A 14,220-nucleotide genomic window follows, 5' to 3' on the forward strand; every position below is an offset into this window, starting at 1 on the left:
ATGGAAGCTTTAAAAAGACGTATACTGGAAGAAGGCATAGTGGCTTCGGATCAGGTGCTTAAGCTGGACGCTTTGTTGAATCATCAGGTGGATCCTGTGCTGACGATGCAGATGGGCAAAGAATTTGCCGAACGGTTTCGCGATGAACATATTACGAGAGTAGTTACGGTGGAATCCTCGGGCATCGCTGTAGCATTCGCCACGGCGTATGAGCTGGGGGTTCCGCTTGTATTTGCCCGGCGCAAGAAGACGCTGCTGGCGGATCCTGATGCGCTCTCCGAGCGGGTGCCTTCGTTTACGAAAGGGATCGTAACAGACATCATGCTGTCCCGGCAATTTATTCATGAGAACGACCGGGTCCTGTTTATTGACGATATTATAGCCAACGGCGATGCGGCCAGGGGCATGGTGAAAATTATTCAGCGTTCCGGAGCGCATTTGGCCGGCTTCGGCGTGGTTGTCGAGAAATGCTTCCAGGCAGGGGCACGCACCATTCGCGAGCAGGGAATCCGGCTTGAATCGCTTGTACGGATTGCATCATTATCTGATGGAACTGTCCAGTTTGCCGAATAGTAACAATTCTCTGATTCTTCGACCTAATTTATGGCAATACCTTTGCAACGAGGGGGATATCGCTTATAATGTAGTTAAGGTTTTAGGGAGAGGAGGCAGCAACATGGGGAAAGAGCAGTTGACGGAGCAATACTTTCTGGAAAAGTTGGCGGCGGCAAAAACTCATTTTGAACGTGCCCTGGATTGTAAGCATACAGAGTTTGATGATCTGTATCCCTATATGATCGAGCATCCTCAGTTTTTCTGGTATAAGCGTTATGTAGCCTGGTCTGAATTACTGACGCTCGTTAATTTGTGCGAGGATCTATCATTTCCTTGGAAGGAACAGTTTACTTCTCACCAGGTAGCGTATGTAGAACAACGTGTGTTGTCTGCAAAAGTGCTTGATTTCTGGTTTGAGAAGAACGACAGCAAAGAGCACGCACAGCGTTAATCATTCAGGACAATTGTTGCTTAGTCGGCATTCCATATATGACAAAAGTGAGACCTAAATGATTGCACATTTAGGTCTCTTTTTCGTAGGGCTTGATGTAGCAAAGAGAGAGAAGGTGAGTCAATGATCAGCGATGAAGTTCTGGATACCTACCGGGTTTCCGGTGAGAAGGTTCGTGTGATGCGGGATGCCCTGAAGGAAAATGATGTAGTGGGTATCGTGCTTGCTTGGGATGACGAGCATTTGCTGATTCGCAGACCGAATCGGAGAATCGTGAAGCTCAGCAGAAGTTATAAGGTGCAGCCGTTCAAGGAACCCCGACAGGATACCCTGGACCTGGAACAGAATGATGCCTCCTTGTAGAAGCATGATTCCTCTCATCACCAGGCAATCTAAAGCGAGCTTATGATACAACGAATGTACAGGAATCCAAATCCAAAGGGACATAGCGCATTGCACTAACAAAGGCAGGGCCAAATAATAGGACAGGAAGTCTTCGGGTTTCCTGTCCTATTATAATATTAACCTCTTGTTGCTGTAGCGGCAGGGCGGCGCAGCGGCCTGCGCTGCGCGGAGGTGAACGCCGCTGCAGCAGGTCTGGAACGGCGCCCGATATAGCGGGATGGCTCGATGCGTCTGTATGGTTCAACTCCTGTGGACACCGAAGTGACCGGCAAGGAGGTTGACAATCCCAGGTAGGCCCGCATTCGTTCATACATTTCCTGACGGAATTCAGGCATCGGGATACTGATTTCACCTTCGGAATCACCGCAAATGTATGACGCTTGCACAGCGGATTCGTTCTGCCGGATATGATGAACAGCGATACCGCGTTTCCTGAACTCATGCTTGACCTCGGACATTAGAATACCGGTTCGGTCCGCTCCGGAGTTAACGAGTTCTACATATAAATCCGGTGTTTTCAGCACACCGCTGTCTTCCAATATATGACTGTCCCGCTCGAAAACCTTCTGAATAAACAGCAGGAGCAAGTAATTTTTAATTAAAGCAAAATCTTCTTTCGTAACGACTGCAGTAATCATATCAGTCACCGCCTTCGATTTTTTGTTTGCAGCATAATCAGATCGACAAGAACCTATGTTCTTATTTGTTCTCATTATAACCGAACGTATGAGCGGTAATCAATACAAATATGGAAAAAACAACGCTTTTCGCAAAAAAATTTCCCGAAATCGGCTTTAAAAATTCTTCAGCTCAAAAAATATACTTTACTGTAGACTCTATCACGGTATATATTGCTCATCAAAAAGCCGATTCCCAGGTTAATCCTGAGTAACCGGCTTTACATTTTTCCAGGTAATTCGTTTATGAAGAGGTTTAAAGATATTCGCACTTAAATTTTGAAAACTCAGCCATAGAGCCTTCCCCGTAGGCATATAAACCGATGAGTACGCCTGTAAATCCTCCTGCAACTTCAGAGGAAAGGTATCTGGTTTGAGCCGTGCCTAAGAGGATGTCTTTCCCGTTTGCGTGAACGAGGAAACTGTAGCGCTCATGACTTGCCCGTATCATCAGAGCAGCATGGTCCTCACTTCCCAAGTCTACTTCATATTCAACGGATTTAATATCACCGATATTCAGGCGCTCAATCACTTTATACCCATTCTCATTTTTACGTACTGCTAAATCATAATGATGATTTTCATCCATATAGAGCGTGATGCCGGCTTCTCCGCTTGCAAGCTGTACATCGCACGAGATTTCCGCATTGAAGTCCCTTTGGCGAATGCCTATAAATGTCGGGGATTCCGGCATATCCAGAGTCACTCCGGTCCCTTTAAGCTTTACCTTATCGAACTCTAACATATAATTCTCCGCAACAGGATGACGGAGATAGCACCAGTCCAGATTCCATTCCATATTCTCGAAAGTAAATATCTTTTTCTCCTGTTGGACGACATGACTTGGGATGCGGTCGGTCTCAAAGCTGGTAAGGGTGGTGCCGTTATGTCCTGCCGTAAACCAGCCATCCTCACCGAAAGTAACCGGTGCCAGGAAAACTTCGCGGCCAAGGTGATGATAGGTAAGCCAGCGGCCGATTTGACGGAAGCCCAGATGCAGCATCCACCAATTTCCATCGTGATCTTGAATCAGATCGCCATGGCCAGCCCCCTGCACCTCATAACCGCCCAGATTTCGATTGGTCAGTACCGGATTGTTCTGATAGGCTTCGAACGGACCGGAGATCGAATCTGCCCGTGCATAAGTGACCATATGGCCATATTCCGTCCCGCCTTCAGACACCATCAGGTAATAACGACCATTTATTTTATACATATGCGGGCTTTCCAAATATCGTCCGCCTGTTCCGCGCCAAATCGAACGGCTTGGCGATAGCTTGCCACCTGTTTCAATGTCAATTTCACACTGAGCAATCCCGCCAATCCCGTAATCGTCTTTCCCGTTGCTCATAAAGAAGGTCTTTCCGTCTTCAAAATACAAATCAGGATCGATTCCTCCCTGATCCACATAGATCGGTTCAGACCATTCACCATAAATATCGTCAGTCCATACATAGAAATTTTGACGAGTGGTGTCGTTGGTCGTGGTCATGTAGAATCTGCCGTCGTTGTGCCGGATCGTGGGAGCGAAAACTCCGCCGGAACTGCCTACCTTGCCGAGCTGAATCTGGCTCTCTCTGGTTAGACAATGGCCGATCTGCTTCCAGTTAATCAGGTCTTTGCTCTCAAAAATCGGAACGCCGGGGAAGTACTGAAAGGAACTGCAAACCAGATAATAGGTATCTTTTACTTTGCATACACTGGGATCAGGATAAAATCCTTTGATGACCGGGTTATTGTATTTCATAGTTCCACCTCTTTTGTAAATTCACAATAATATAAATCCAATGTGATCAGCAGCTAAGGAAATTAAACACTATTGTCTAAGGTCTTGCAATGGATTAGACTTGATGGTTCATGTTAAATCTTTTAAATTAATATATATGTGATTTCAATAGATGCGGTCAGGAGATGATGATGATCATCAAAGCGAATGGAGAACCCAAATTTATGCCGTTATACGAAGCGTTGGCGAGCGAGGTTAGATGGAAAATTATGAGTCTTATTGCCGATAACGAGATGAATGTGAAGGATATTGCGGATCGGTTGGAGCTAAGCCCCTCTATCGTCACCATGCACATCCGCAAACTCGAACAAGCCGGGCTCATCGGAAGCCACAGGGTACGGCTGGGCGGGGGAACGCACAAAATGTGTTTCCTCAAGCAAAAAAACGTCGAGATTGAGTTGCCGTCTGCCAGCCACACCGCGAAGATCAGCGAGCAGAGTATTTCGGTCGGTCACTACACTGCTTTTGAAGTCCATCCTACTTGCGGACTCGGTACGCGCGAGAAAGAAATCGGAGTTTGGGACGACCCGCGCTACTTTCTCGATCCCGAGCGGGTTCACGCCGCCATTCTATGGTTTGGGTGGGGTTATGTTGAATATAAAATGCCTAACTATTTGTTTGCCGATCAAACCGCGAACGCTCTCGAAATCTCAATGGAGATTGCTTCGGAAGCTCCTGGCTTAAGAGATTATTGGCCTTCGGATATTGAGTTCACATTCAACGGCATCTCTCTTGGCACATGGACAAGCCCGGCTGACTTCGGAAGAGCTGCGCGGGGGAGATTTACACCCGAATGGTGGCATCGAAATGTGAATCAATACGGGTTATTAAAGACGATCCGCATCGACGCATCGGGTACATTTATAGATGGTGAGCGGATGTCGGAGGTGACTCTCGCGGATATAAAGCTGCGAGAACCGTTCTGGACGCTTCGATTCGCGGTTGATGAGCAGGCAGTTAATGTAGGGGGATTGACACTCTATGGTTCCGGATTCGGCAATCACAATCAAGACATTGTAATCCGCACGTATCTTAACGGCAGAAACAATTGTAAATGTGCAGCTACTCGGTCCAAGTAAACGGTTTGGAGTGAAATAGATGCAGATGTACAGTATTATACTGTCAAAATGGCAGTTCAGGCTGGATTGACGAAAAGTAACTGCAAAATCGAATCTATTTCATTTCGAAGATCAATACTCGTTGCCGGACGCCTTACATGATTATCCCGTTTGATCAGGCTGGTAGCGAAGAAAATAGACAAGCTCGGGAGAAGGAAATATTTTGTGGAGAAGCAGGCGTTTTCGTTTCAAGCCGAACATCTCATTTGAACCATCTCTTTTTCTTCTCTCTTTTTATTTCTTCACCCTTACCGGCTCCCAGCCCTCAACCCTGCCTCCTGAACGAAAGGGATAATCGTGCAAAGGCAGTACGCAGGGACACCAAGACACGAACGAACCTATAAGGGGCGTACCATAAAGAACTCGACTTGCAAGTAGGTTAAATCAGTACGATTCAGCTGAAAGAGAAGATGATTCACGCAAAATATGCGCTAAAAGCGTGCAGAAGAGCTTAAAATTCAAAATGGTTGGCAGCGTATGATTGCCTGTAATCCCGCATGAACCTAAGATGTGAAATGTAAGCGCTTCAAAAATGATATCATCAGGTTGGGAGGATCAGGAGATGGACCAGCAATACACTGCCCAGGCGTCGCTAGAAATGAAGAAGAAACGGATCCGATCGCAGTTTGTCAAAGACATCGTAAGAGACCGTTGGATGTACGTTCTGCTTCTTCCGGGCGTCTTGTATTTCGTTATATTCAAATACTTTCCGATGGCCGGTCTGGTCATGGCCTTTCAGGACTATAAACCGCATTTGGGTTTTTGGGAAAGCCCTTGGGTTGGTCTGAAGCATTTTGAACGTTTTTTTACGGAGCCGCAATTTTGGATGCTGTTCCGCAATACGTTCCTGCTTGCCGTGTATAACCTTGTTTTCTTTTTCCCGCTGCCCATCATTCTGGCGCTAATGCTTAATGAAGTGCGCGTGAAGATGTTCCAGCGGTTCGTACAAACGGTCGTATATTTGCCGCACTTCGTATCATGGGTTGTCGCTGTCGGCATCTTTTACGTGCTGTTTACGACCGAAGGGGGAGTTGTTAATGAATTCATCGCCAGATTGGGCATGGAGAAAATCCCGTTCCTGTTAAGCGAGGAATGGTTCAGGACGATGATCGTCAGCCAGTCAATCTGGAAGGAAGCGGGCTGGGGGACAATCATTTTCCTGGCAGCCTTGTCCGGTGTTGATCTTCAGCTCTATGAAGCTGCCCGCATCGACGGAGCCGGACGCTGGCGCCAGCTGTGGCATATTACGCTGCCGGCCATCCGCAGCACGATAGTAATCCTGTTTATTTTAAGGCTGGGCAGCTTCCTGGATACGGGCTTCGAGCATATTTTCCTGATGCTGAATTCCATGAACCGGGAAGTCGGCGAGGTGTTCGATACCTACGTGTACATGAAGGGCTTAACGCAGGCGCAATACAGCTACAGCGCGGCCGTCGGCATGTTCAAATCGCTGGTTGGTCTGGTGCTCGTCATCGGGGCGAACCGGCTGGCCAAAAAAATGGGCGAAGAAGGCGTTTACTAAGCGGAAGGAGGCGATCAAGCAATGCCTTTGGCGGACAAATCGATCGGCAGCCGTTTTTTCACAGTCATCAACTATTCGCTGCTGACTCTCAGTGCTATCATTACCATCATTCCTTTTCTTTACATCGTGGCTGTATCGTTCGCGACCCCCGAGGAAGTGGCGAAGGGAGGACTTATGCTGTTTCCAACGAAGTTTACTCTCGGCGCGTACGAGTACATCTTTTCCACCGAAACGCTGGTCCGCAGCATCCTGGTATCGATCTATGTGACCGTGCTCGGCACACTGATCAATCTGCTGCTCACCTCATTTATGGCTTATCCCCTGGCCAGACCGACATTGCGGGGAAGGGGCGTTGTGCTGTTCATGGTGCTGTTTACGATGCTGTTCAGCGGCGGGATTATCCCGACCTATTTCGTTGTCAAAGCGTTCGGCATGATCGACACCTACTGGTCCCTGATCATCCCCGGCGCAATCAGCGCTTTTAACCTGATTGTGCTCAAAAACTTTTTCCAACAGATTCCGGAAGGGCTGGAGGAAGCGGCGAAAATCGATGGCTGTCATGACCTGGGCATTCTGTTCCGGATCGTGCTGCCCTTGTCGATGCCTGCGATGGCGACGTTTGGTCTCTTTTACGCGGTCGCTCATTGGAATTCGTATTTCAATGCGGTGATGTATATCAATGATTCCGAGAAATGGCCGGTGCAGATCGTGTTAAGACAAATTGTGCTGCTGTCCCAGGATATGATCGGCGATTCCACCGCACAGGCGGAGCCGATGGAGTATTTGCCGCAGACGATTCGCATGGCGTCGATCGTGATTGCGACGATTCCGATCATCATCGTATATCCTTTCCTGCAAAAATATTTTGCAAAAGGCGTCATGCTGGGCTCGGTTAAAGGTTAGGCGTCTTCATCCAACATCCATCATACAGGAGGTTTCGCAAATGAAAAAAAAGCATGCCATATCCGCACTCTGCGTCATGGTCGCCGCAGCTAGTATTCTCGCCGCTTGTGGAGGGAAAAACGGTCAAGAAGGACAGGACGGTGCGCAGGCGGAGAACGGGCCTCTGGCAGTGACCATCGCCACACCGCAGGTCGGGGAAGCTCCGGGCAAAGACACGGAGGTCGAGCAGGCTATCGAAAAATACACGGATACGGAAATCGATTTTCAATGGATTCCGGCCGCCGCGTTTGAAGACAAGAAAAACATCATGATCGCCTCCGATGAAATGCCGAAAGCCTTCAAGATAACGTATAACGCTTCAACGCTGAACGCGATTCAGTCCGGTCTGTTTTGGGAGATCGGTCCGTATCTGCAGGACTACAAAAACTTAGCGGAAATCAACCCCATGCATTACGACAATATCAAAGTGGATGGCAAGCTGTACGGACTGCCGCTGTACCGTGATATCGGCCGTGCAGGCATCGTTTACCGCAAGGACTGGTTCGACGAGCTGGGATTGAAAATTCCGGTCACGCTGGACGACTGGTACCAGGCGGCGAAGACCGTCGCCGAGAAGGACCCGGATAAGAACGGACAGAGGGATTCGTATCTGCTGTTCCTTGACAAATCGTACAACGATCCAGCTGCCAGCAGCGCATTTCTGACACGGCTTGCCGTATCGCAAGGGGCCCCGAACAAGTGGGGAGTTGTGGACGGCAAAGTCATTCCGGAATTCATGACCGAGCCTTATATGGACGTCATGAAGCTGTTCCGCAGATTATATGAGGAAAAATTGATCAATCAGGATTTCTCTGTCGTGCAGACAGCCGATGCCGACAACAAATGGAATGCGGGTCAAGCCGCCATTCGGAATACGGTGGCGTCTGCAGCGGCTACCTCGTACAACAATATATCCAAGGCGGTGCCTGATGCGGTTGTCGATGTTGTGCAGTTCGAAGGGCCGTCGGGTCATCGATTGCCGGCGGAGCCGGGCAATAACGGTTTCTTCGTATTCCCGAAATCGTCCGTGAAATCCGAAGCGGAATTGAAAAGGCTGCTCGCCTTCTTCGACAAGCTGCTGGAGCCTGAAATGTCCACACTGCTGAGCCGTGGGATCGAAGGCAAGCACTTCAAAAAAACAGAGGACGGAAAAGCGGAAATTACCGATTTGACACTGTTCAATCTCGAGGTGAAGCCGTACCGCGACAGCCTGCCGTCGTTCGAGGTGGGGGGACAAGGGCTTCCGCTCAAGATGAACGAACTGCAGGCTAAAGGCTGGGAAATCGTTGCTGCGAACCTTGAGAATGCCGTTCCGAATGTAGCGCTGACCCTGCTGTCGCCGTCCTATACGGAAAGAGGCAGCGAGCTGGATACGATGATCCGCGATGCCCAAACCAAATTCATCATGGGCAAACTGGACGAAGCAGGCTGGGAAGCGGAAGTGGCCAATTGGCGAAAGGCCGGCGGCGACAAAGTCATGGAAGAGTTCACGGCAGCGTACAACGAGCAGAATAAATAAACGGCGAGCCGGAAATCCACTGTTGGAAACGGATTACTGGTATAATGGGTGTCGGTATAACCTTGCACGCCCGATACTGTAGTCAAAGGGGGAGGATACCCGATGCCCAGATATTTAGTCCGTTTGTTCGTCTTTACCCTGCTGCTGGTTGCCGTTCCGGTCGTTTCCACCGGGACGATCTCGTACTTCATTGCCAAACAGGATATTGAGAAAAAAGTCAACGAAAGCAATGAGCAGATTTTGCTGCAAAACAAAACGCGAATCGAGCAAATATTTAAAAATGTGGAAATGGGCGCGGTGCAGTACATCAACTCTCCCCTGGCGTCCACCTTGTACGACCGCGCCTTGACGGCTGACGATTTTCAGAGCATAACGTCTTTGTCCAAAGGCTTATACAATCTGCATTCCATTGCGGGCGTGACCGACACCTTTCTGATCAATCTTGAGCACGACTGGATGATCAGCGAGCTTGGCTTTACTCCTTCCGGGAAATTCCCCGATCACGACCGGATGAGCGAGTACGCTCTGCAAGCGAAGAAGATGTATTGGCGCGCGGAGGCTGCGAACCGGGAGAAGCAACCGGATGACGAAGTGGACGATCCTTATAAGATCCGCCTGATCGTCAAGCTCCCCATGATCGCCTCCTCTTCTCAGCCAAAAGCGATGCTGATTGTCGACTTGTCTTACAATGAACTGGAACAGGATTTGCGGCAAAATACGGAATGGAGAAATATCTATGTGCTGAACAGCGAACGTGAGCCGTTTTTGTCCAGCCCGGGCTCGCCCAAAATCAACGGGGCGGTTTTAACAAAATTGAAAGCGGATTCAAAAACAGAGACGGGGTATTTTGAGGAGCAGGACCTGGCCGTCAATGTTCTCGGCTCCGACCATCATAACTGGACATACGTATCAGTCGTATCCATCCAGGAGATTACCAAGGAATCACGAAAAATCGCCCTCGTTACGGTCAACGCCTGTGTACTTATTTTTTCCGTGATTGCGGTATTCGCTTATTTCGGAAGCCGGCGGATGTACGAGCCGATCCGGCGGATGTTCGCGATCATGCAGCAGTTTGGCGGAGAAGCGGACGATGCCGGCAAGAAGGACGAGTTCGCCTATGTTGAGGAGCGCCTGCACATCCTGTTCAGCTCGCGCAAGCAGCTTCAGCAGCAGCTGCAAGGGCAGCGCGGACAGATCAAGGAGTTTTTCCTGCATAAGCTGTTCATGGGGCAGGTGACCGAGAGCGAGTTTGTCTACAAAAGCGGCGTGTACGGGATTACGGATAATAGCGACTCGCTCGGCGTGCTCGTCATTCAGATCGATACGCTGCAGGAGACGAGATATACGGAGAAGGATAAGGAGCTGCTGCTCTTTGCGATACACAATATCGTCGGGGAACTGATTCCGCCTCACAACCTGATCGGCTCGCTGCTGTTGGACCAGTCCCAGGTGTCGCTCATTACAAGCGATTTGGACCGTCCTGATGAGCTGAAAGCGCTGTTTCATCAGCTGGGCGGGCAAATTCAAAGCAAGGTGCGAGAGCTGCTTCAGCTGCAGGTCAGCATCGGCATCAGCCGGGCGTTTCATCGGTATGCAGGGGCCATGAACGCTTATTCGGAAGCGCTGGAGGCGTTGAAGCGGAGAATCAGCCTCGGCTATCATGTGATTGTGAGCTATGACGATATCGAATCGTCTTCCGCGGCCAGTGTTCAGCCGGACGCTTCCTGGACTTATCTGGAGAACGGTTTGATCCATGCGCTGCAGGCGGGTGATGAGGCTTCGGCCCTCGAGCATTTCGACAGGTACGTGAAATCGATCATGGAACAGAACGTTCCCTTCAACGATTTTCAGATTTTGGTGCTGGAGCTGATCACGCGGATATATCGGCTTGTTCAGCAGCACGGAGGGGCTCTGGACAGCCTGCTCGGCACCAACTCGGCGGTTCAGCAATTCCTGAAGCTGAACACGGCGGCGGACATCGTGTCCTGGTTCAAGACAAAGCTGTTTCCTCCGACTTTGTCCTTCTTGAAGGAGCAGATCGACTCGCAATATATGAGCATCGCCCGCCAAATGGTGCAGATGATCCATGATGCGTACGATCAGGACATCACGCTGGAAGCGTGCTCGGAAAAGCTGAATTTCCATCCGGTCTACCTAAGCCGGGTGTTCAAAAAGGAAATGGGCGTGACGTTCAGCGAATATTTGATGGAATACCGGATCAACATGGCGAAGCTGTGGTTGAAGGACAGCTCGTTGAAGATCAACGAAATCGCCGAACGGCTGAGCTACACGAATGCTACGGGTTTTATCCGCACGTTTCGTAAAATGACAGGCATGACCCCGGGGCAGTATCGTGAAGAACATTCCAAATCTTTGTGATTATGGAACCCATCATAACTATAGAAATGATCATGACTCATTGTGGAGGTGTTTGTTATCTTGTCTTATGCGGTCGTTGAACGGCTCAAAGCTCAATACATGGCGGAGCCCAAATGGTACTCGCTGAGATGGCATTATATCGAAGGATGCATTCTGAAGGCGTATTTGGACAGCTATATGCTGACAGGCGACGAGGCGGAATACGCTTTCGTCAAAGCTTTCGTCGACGACCTGTACGACGCGGAAGGACAGATTTCCGCCATCGACCCGGCAAATTACAATATCGATCAGATTCGGATGGCGACCGTCCTGTTCGCCTTATACGACAAAGAGCGAGATCCGAAATACAAACGGGTCCTGGACCTGCTTTACAAGCAGCTGGCAGATTATCCGCGAACGGGCGCAGGCTCCTTCTGGCATAAGCAGAACTACCCGTATCAGGTATGGCTTGACGGTCTGTACATGGGGCAGCCGTTCTATGCTCAATATATCAAGCGATTTGTGGAGGGGAAAGACTACAGCGATCCGCTCGCCCAGTTCCGTAATGCGCGCCGTTTTCTCTTTGACGAATCAAAGCAGTTGTACCGGCACGCGTATGACGAGAGCCGTCACATGTTCTGGTCCGACCCGGCGACAGGTCATTCGCCGCATGTATGGGGGCGGGGAGCTGGCTGGTACGCCATGGCGCTGGTTGATATGCTGGAGATTTTGCAAGGTGAGCCGGCCGATAGCTGCTTCTTGCAGCAGTACCTGCAGGAGCTTGTGGACGGCATGCTGCCGCATCAGCACAGCGATGGCATGTGGTATCAGGTGGTGGATCAGGGAGCGCGGGAAGGAAATTATTTGGAAACGAGCGGAACGCTGATGCTTGCGTATGCCATCCTGAAAGGAACCCGGCTAGGTTATCTGCCGCAAGCGTACGCCGTCTATGGCCAAAAAGCGTTCGACGGAACGATCAGCCGCTATCTGCATGAAGAGGGCGGAGAGGCGCTGCTAGGGGGCATCTGCCGCAGCGCCGGCCTCGGAAAGAAGCCGGAAACGGGAGAGCTGCGCGATGGCACTTACGAGTATTACGTTTTCGGCGAGAAGATCGTCGAGAACAACGGACACGGCGTTGCACCGCTGCTTATGGCGTATAACGAAATCAAACGGCTGAAGCCATAAATATCTAAGCTCCTAAATTGCACGAATAGCGATTTAGGAGCTTTGTTGCATATTCAGGATTTGCAACGCTGCATCACCTGGCCAGGAAATGATATTCCAGTTACTTGAATAAATTGGAATTGTTTTGGGGTTTATATAAAGGAGACGGAAACAAACCAAAACAAAAATGATGACGGAAGGCAAAACATGCTAAATTCAGAGCCGCTGCCGCTTTATCCGGATTTGCTGCAAAACGAGACCCGCCTTCGTTTGCTTTACGATAATTGTGCGGATGTCGTTTACCGGTCATTTCCGATCGGAGGAAGGACAAAAGCCTTTTTGATGTACATTGAAGGATTGGCGGATTCCGAGGGGATTGAGCAATATGTCATTTCTCCTCTCATTCAGGAGGAAGCCGGAGAAATCGATGATATACGGCAGCTTATCGAACGAAAAATATCGGTAACGAAAGCGAAGGAATTCACGACCTATGCTGAGTGTATTGAATATCTTTCGAACGGATATACCATTCTGGTGGTTGACAGCCAGGCCGTGGGTTTTGGTTTTGGCTTGACCAAATGGAAGGAACGCCCCATCGAAGAACCTACGGCAGAAGTGGGGATCAGGGGCCCGCGTGAAGGATTTACCGAAACCTTGCGTGTCAATACTTCGCAAATACGGCGCATTATTAAGACCCCGCTGCTTAAAATGGAATCCGTAAAAATCGGTGAATATACCCGGACGAAGATTATTCTGGCTTATATTGAAGGACTTGTGGACAAGACGCTGGTGGAGGAGGTACGAAACCGGCTTTTGCGCATTCGGATCGACGGAATTCTGGAGAGTGGTTATATCGAGGAAATGATTGAGGATCAGCCTTACACTCCTTTTCCGCAATTGCTCAATACGGAGCGTCCCGACGTAGTCGCCGCCAATCTGCTGGAAGGCAGGGTGGCGATTTTTACGGAGGGAACGCCGTTTGCCCTGATCGCCCCAGTCACTTTCTTTACGTTAATTCAGTCACAGGAAGATTATTATCAGCGGTTCCTGATTTCCACAGTCATTCGTTGGCTGCGCTATATCTTTATATTGCTGTCTCTCTTGTTCCCATCGTTATATGTTGCGGTGCTTACCTTTCATCAAGAGATGGTGCCCGGCTCCTTGCTTATTAGTATGGCGAGTTCCCGGGAGGCGGTGCCTTTTCCGGCGTTAATCGAAGCATTGATGATGGAGGTCACCTTTGAAGCGTTGCGTGAAGCAGGCGTGCGGTTGCCCAAGCAGGTTGGCGCCGCCGTCAGCATTGTGGGAGCGCTTGTTATCGGGCAAGCGGCGGTTCAGGCCGGGCTTGTGTCTGCGCCCATGGTTATTGTGGTTGCCATTACGGGGATTTCTTCGTTCATGATACCGCGTTACATCGCCGGGATTGCTGTACGGATGCTGCGTTTTCCATTAATTTTTCTTGCCGGAAGCCTGGGGCTTGTCGGCATCGTGATGGGGGTCATCGCTATTGTTCTGCATATGTGCAGCTTGCGCTCATTCGGCGTTCCTTATATGTCCGAAGCAGGCACTCCCAAGATGAATGAATGGAAAGATGTCCTGGTTAGGAGCCCTTGGTGGAAGATGAACACACGCCCGCGCTTTACGGGAACGTATGACAAATACCGGCAACCCTCTGGTCAAAATCCTGATCCAACCCGCGGAAAGAGCGAGTAGTTGAAACAAG

The 14,220-nt window shown here is 49.8% G+C and carries 13 protein-coding genes; 11 read left to right on the plus strand and 2 right to left on the minus strand.

Translation table 11 applies throughout. The annotated features are described in order from the left end of the window. From ACI1P2_RS11580 to ACI1P2_RS11590, 3 genes are all read left to right on the plus strand, one after another. Complete coding sequence (locus ACI1P2_RS11580; RefSeq protein WP_355319874.1) at nt 1–573, plus strand: xanthine phosphoribosyltransferase; 573 nt, start codon at nt 1–3, stop codon at nt 571–573. 103 nt (nt 574–676) lie between these two features. Then, complete coding sequence (locus ACI1P2_RS11585) at nt 677–1,006, plus strand: hypothetical protein (RefSeq protein WP_355319876.1); 330 nt, start codon at nt 677–679, stop codon at nt 1,004–1,006. Nucleotides 1,007–1,129: 123 nt separating this feature from the next. Beyond that, a complete protein-coding gene (locus ACI1P2_RS11590; RefSeq protein WP_355319878.1) occupies nt 1,130–1,369 on the plus strand; it encodes a hypothetical protein in 240 nt (79 codons plus the stop codon). 158 nt (nt 1,370–1,527) lie between these two features. Here ACI1P2_RS11590 and ACI1P2_RS11595 read toward each other — a convergent pair whose 3' ends face one another. Then, a complete protein-coding gene (locus ACI1P2_RS11595) occupies nt 1,528–2,049 on the minus strand; it encodes a hypothetical protein (RefSeq protein ID WP_355319879.1) in 522 nt (173 codons plus the stop codon). A 110-nt stretch (nt 2,050–2,159) separates the two neighbouring features. Here ACI1P2_RS11595 and ACI1P2_RS11600 point away from each other — a divergent pair, with 110 nt between their 5' ends. Then, nucleotides 2,160–2,303 (plus strand): hypothetical protein, encoded by a 144-nt coding sequence (locus tag ACI1P2_RS11600; RefSeq protein WP_355319881.1) that lies wholly within the window; start codon nt 2,160–2,162, stop codon nt 2,301–2,303. Between the two features lie 41 nt (nt 2,304–2,344). Here the strand turns inward: ACI1P2_RS11600 and ACI1P2_RS11605 are convergent, their stop codons facing one another. After that, the gene (locus tag ACI1P2_RS11605; protein WP_355319883.1) at nt 2,345–3,835 is read right to left on the minus strand and encodes a glycoside hydrolase family 43 protein; all 1,491 of its coding nucleotides are present in this window, start codon (nt 3,833–3,835) and stop codon (nt 2,345–2,347) included. Between the two features lie 173 nt (nt 3,836–4,008). Here ACI1P2_RS11605 and ACI1P2_RS11610 point away from each other — a divergent pair, with 173 nt between their 5' ends. The 7 genes from ACI1P2_RS11610 (at nt 4,009) to ACI1P2_RS11640 (ending at nt 14,210) form a co-directional block, all read left to right on the plus strand. Further along, nucleotides 4,009–4,953, plus strand: a complete 945-nt coding sequence (locus ACI1P2_RS11610; protein ID WP_355320117.1) for an ArsR/SmtB family transcription factor — start codon at nt 4,009–4,011, stop codon at nt 4,951–4,953. A gap of 637 nt (nt 4,954–5,590) precedes the next feature. After that, complete coding sequence (locus ACI1P2_RS11615; protein WP_355320119.1) at nt 5,591–6,514, plus strand: ABC transporter permease; 924 nt, start codon at nt 5,591–5,593, stop codon at nt 6,512–6,514. A gap of 21 nt (nt 6,515–6,535) precedes the next feature. Beyond that, the gene (locus tag ACI1P2_RS11620; RefSeq protein WP_355319884.1) at nt 6,536–7,417 is read left to right on the plus strand and encodes a carbohydrate ABC transporter permease; all 882 of its coding nucleotides are present in this window, start codon (nt 6,536–6,538) and stop codon (nt 7,415–7,417) included. Between the two features lie 40 nt (nt 7,418–7,457). After that, on the plus strand, nt 7,458–8,975 hold the full coding sequence (locus tag ACI1P2_RS11625; RefSeq protein ID WP_355319886.1) for an extracellular solute-binding protein: 1,518 nt from the start codon (nt 7,458–7,460) through the stop codon (nt 8,973–8,975). Between the two features lie 102 nt (nt 8,976–9,077). Next, entirely contained in the window at nt 9,078–11,354 is a 2,277-nt protein-coding gene (locus ACI1P2_RS11630; RefSeq protein WP_355319888.1) for a helix-turn-helix domain-containing protein, read from the plus strand. Between the two features lie 60 nt (nt 11,355–11,414). Next, the gene (locus tag ACI1P2_RS11635) at nt 11,415–12,518 is read left to right on the plus strand and encodes a glycoside hydrolase family 88/105 protein (protein ID WP_355319890.1); all 1,104 of its coding nucleotides are present in this window, start codon (nt 11,415–11,417) and stop codon (nt 12,516–12,518) included. 186 nt (nt 12,519–12,704) lie between these two features. Then, nucleotides 12,705–14,210 carry a spore germination protein gene (locus ACI1P2_RS11640; protein ID WP_355319891.1) on the plus strand — a complete coding sequence of 502 codons (1,506 nt, stop codon included), beginning with the start codon at nt 12,705–12,707 and terminating at the stop codon, nt 14,208–14,210. Nucleotides 14,211–14,220: the final 10 nt, after the last annotated feature.

This window comes from Paenibacillus jiangxiensis, assembly GCF_046098255.1.
In the GTDB taxonomy this organism is placed as follows: domain Bacteria; phylum Bacillota; class Bacilli; order Paenibacillales; family Paenibacillaceae; genus Paenibacillus; species Paenibacillus jiagnxiensis.

What these genes read in the sequence shown, in the direction of transcription:
- ACI1P2_RS11580 (WP_355319874.1), top strand. Translation starts at nt 1, where the DNA reads ATGGAAGCTTTAAAAAGACGTATACTGGAAGAAGGCATAGTGGCTTCG.
- ACI1P2_RS11585 (WP_355319876.1), top strand. Translation starts at nt 677, where the DNA reads ATGGGGAAAGAGCAGTTGACGGAGCAATACTTTCTGGAAAAGTTGGCG.
- ACI1P2_RS11590 (WP_355319878.1), top strand. Translation starts at nt 1,130, where the DNA reads ATGATCAGCGATGAAGTTCTGGATACCTACCGGGTTTCCGGTGAGAAG.
- ACI1P2_RS11595 (WP_355319879.1), bottom strand. Translation starts at nt 2,049, where the DNA reads ATGATTACTGCAGTCGTTACGAAAGAAGATTTTGCTTTAATTAAAAAT.
- ACI1P2_RS11600 (WP_355319881.1), top strand. Translation starts at nt 2,160, where the DNA reads ATGGAAAAAACAACGCTTTTCGCAAAAAAATTTCCCGAAATCGGCTTT.
- ACI1P2_RS11605 (WP_355319883.1), bottom strand. Translation starts at nt 3,835, where the DNA reads ATGAAATACAATAACCCGGTCATCAAAGGATTTTATCCTGATCCCAGT.
- ACI1P2_RS11615 (WP_355320119.1), top strand. Translation starts at nt 5,591, where the DNA reads ATGAAGAAGAAACGGATCCGATCGCAGTTTGTCAAAGACATCGTAAGA.
- ACI1P2_RS11620 (WP_355319884.1), top strand. Translation starts at nt 6,536, where the DNA reads ATGCCTTTGGCGGACAAATCGATCGGCAGCCGTTTTTTCACAGTCATC.
- ACI1P2_RS11625 (WP_355319886.1), top strand. Translation starts at nt 7,458, where the DNA reads ATGAAAAAAAAGCATGCCATATCCGCACTCTGCGTCATGGTCGCCGCA.
- ACI1P2_RS11630 (WP_355319888.1), top strand. Translation starts at nt 9,078, where the DNA reads ATGCCCAGATATTTAGTCCGTTTGTTCGTCTTTACCCTGCTGCTGGTT.
- ACI1P2_RS11640 (WP_355319891.1), top strand. Translation starts at nt 12,705, where the DNA reads ATGCTAAATTCAGAGCCGCTGCCGCTTTATCCGGATTTGCTGCAAAAC.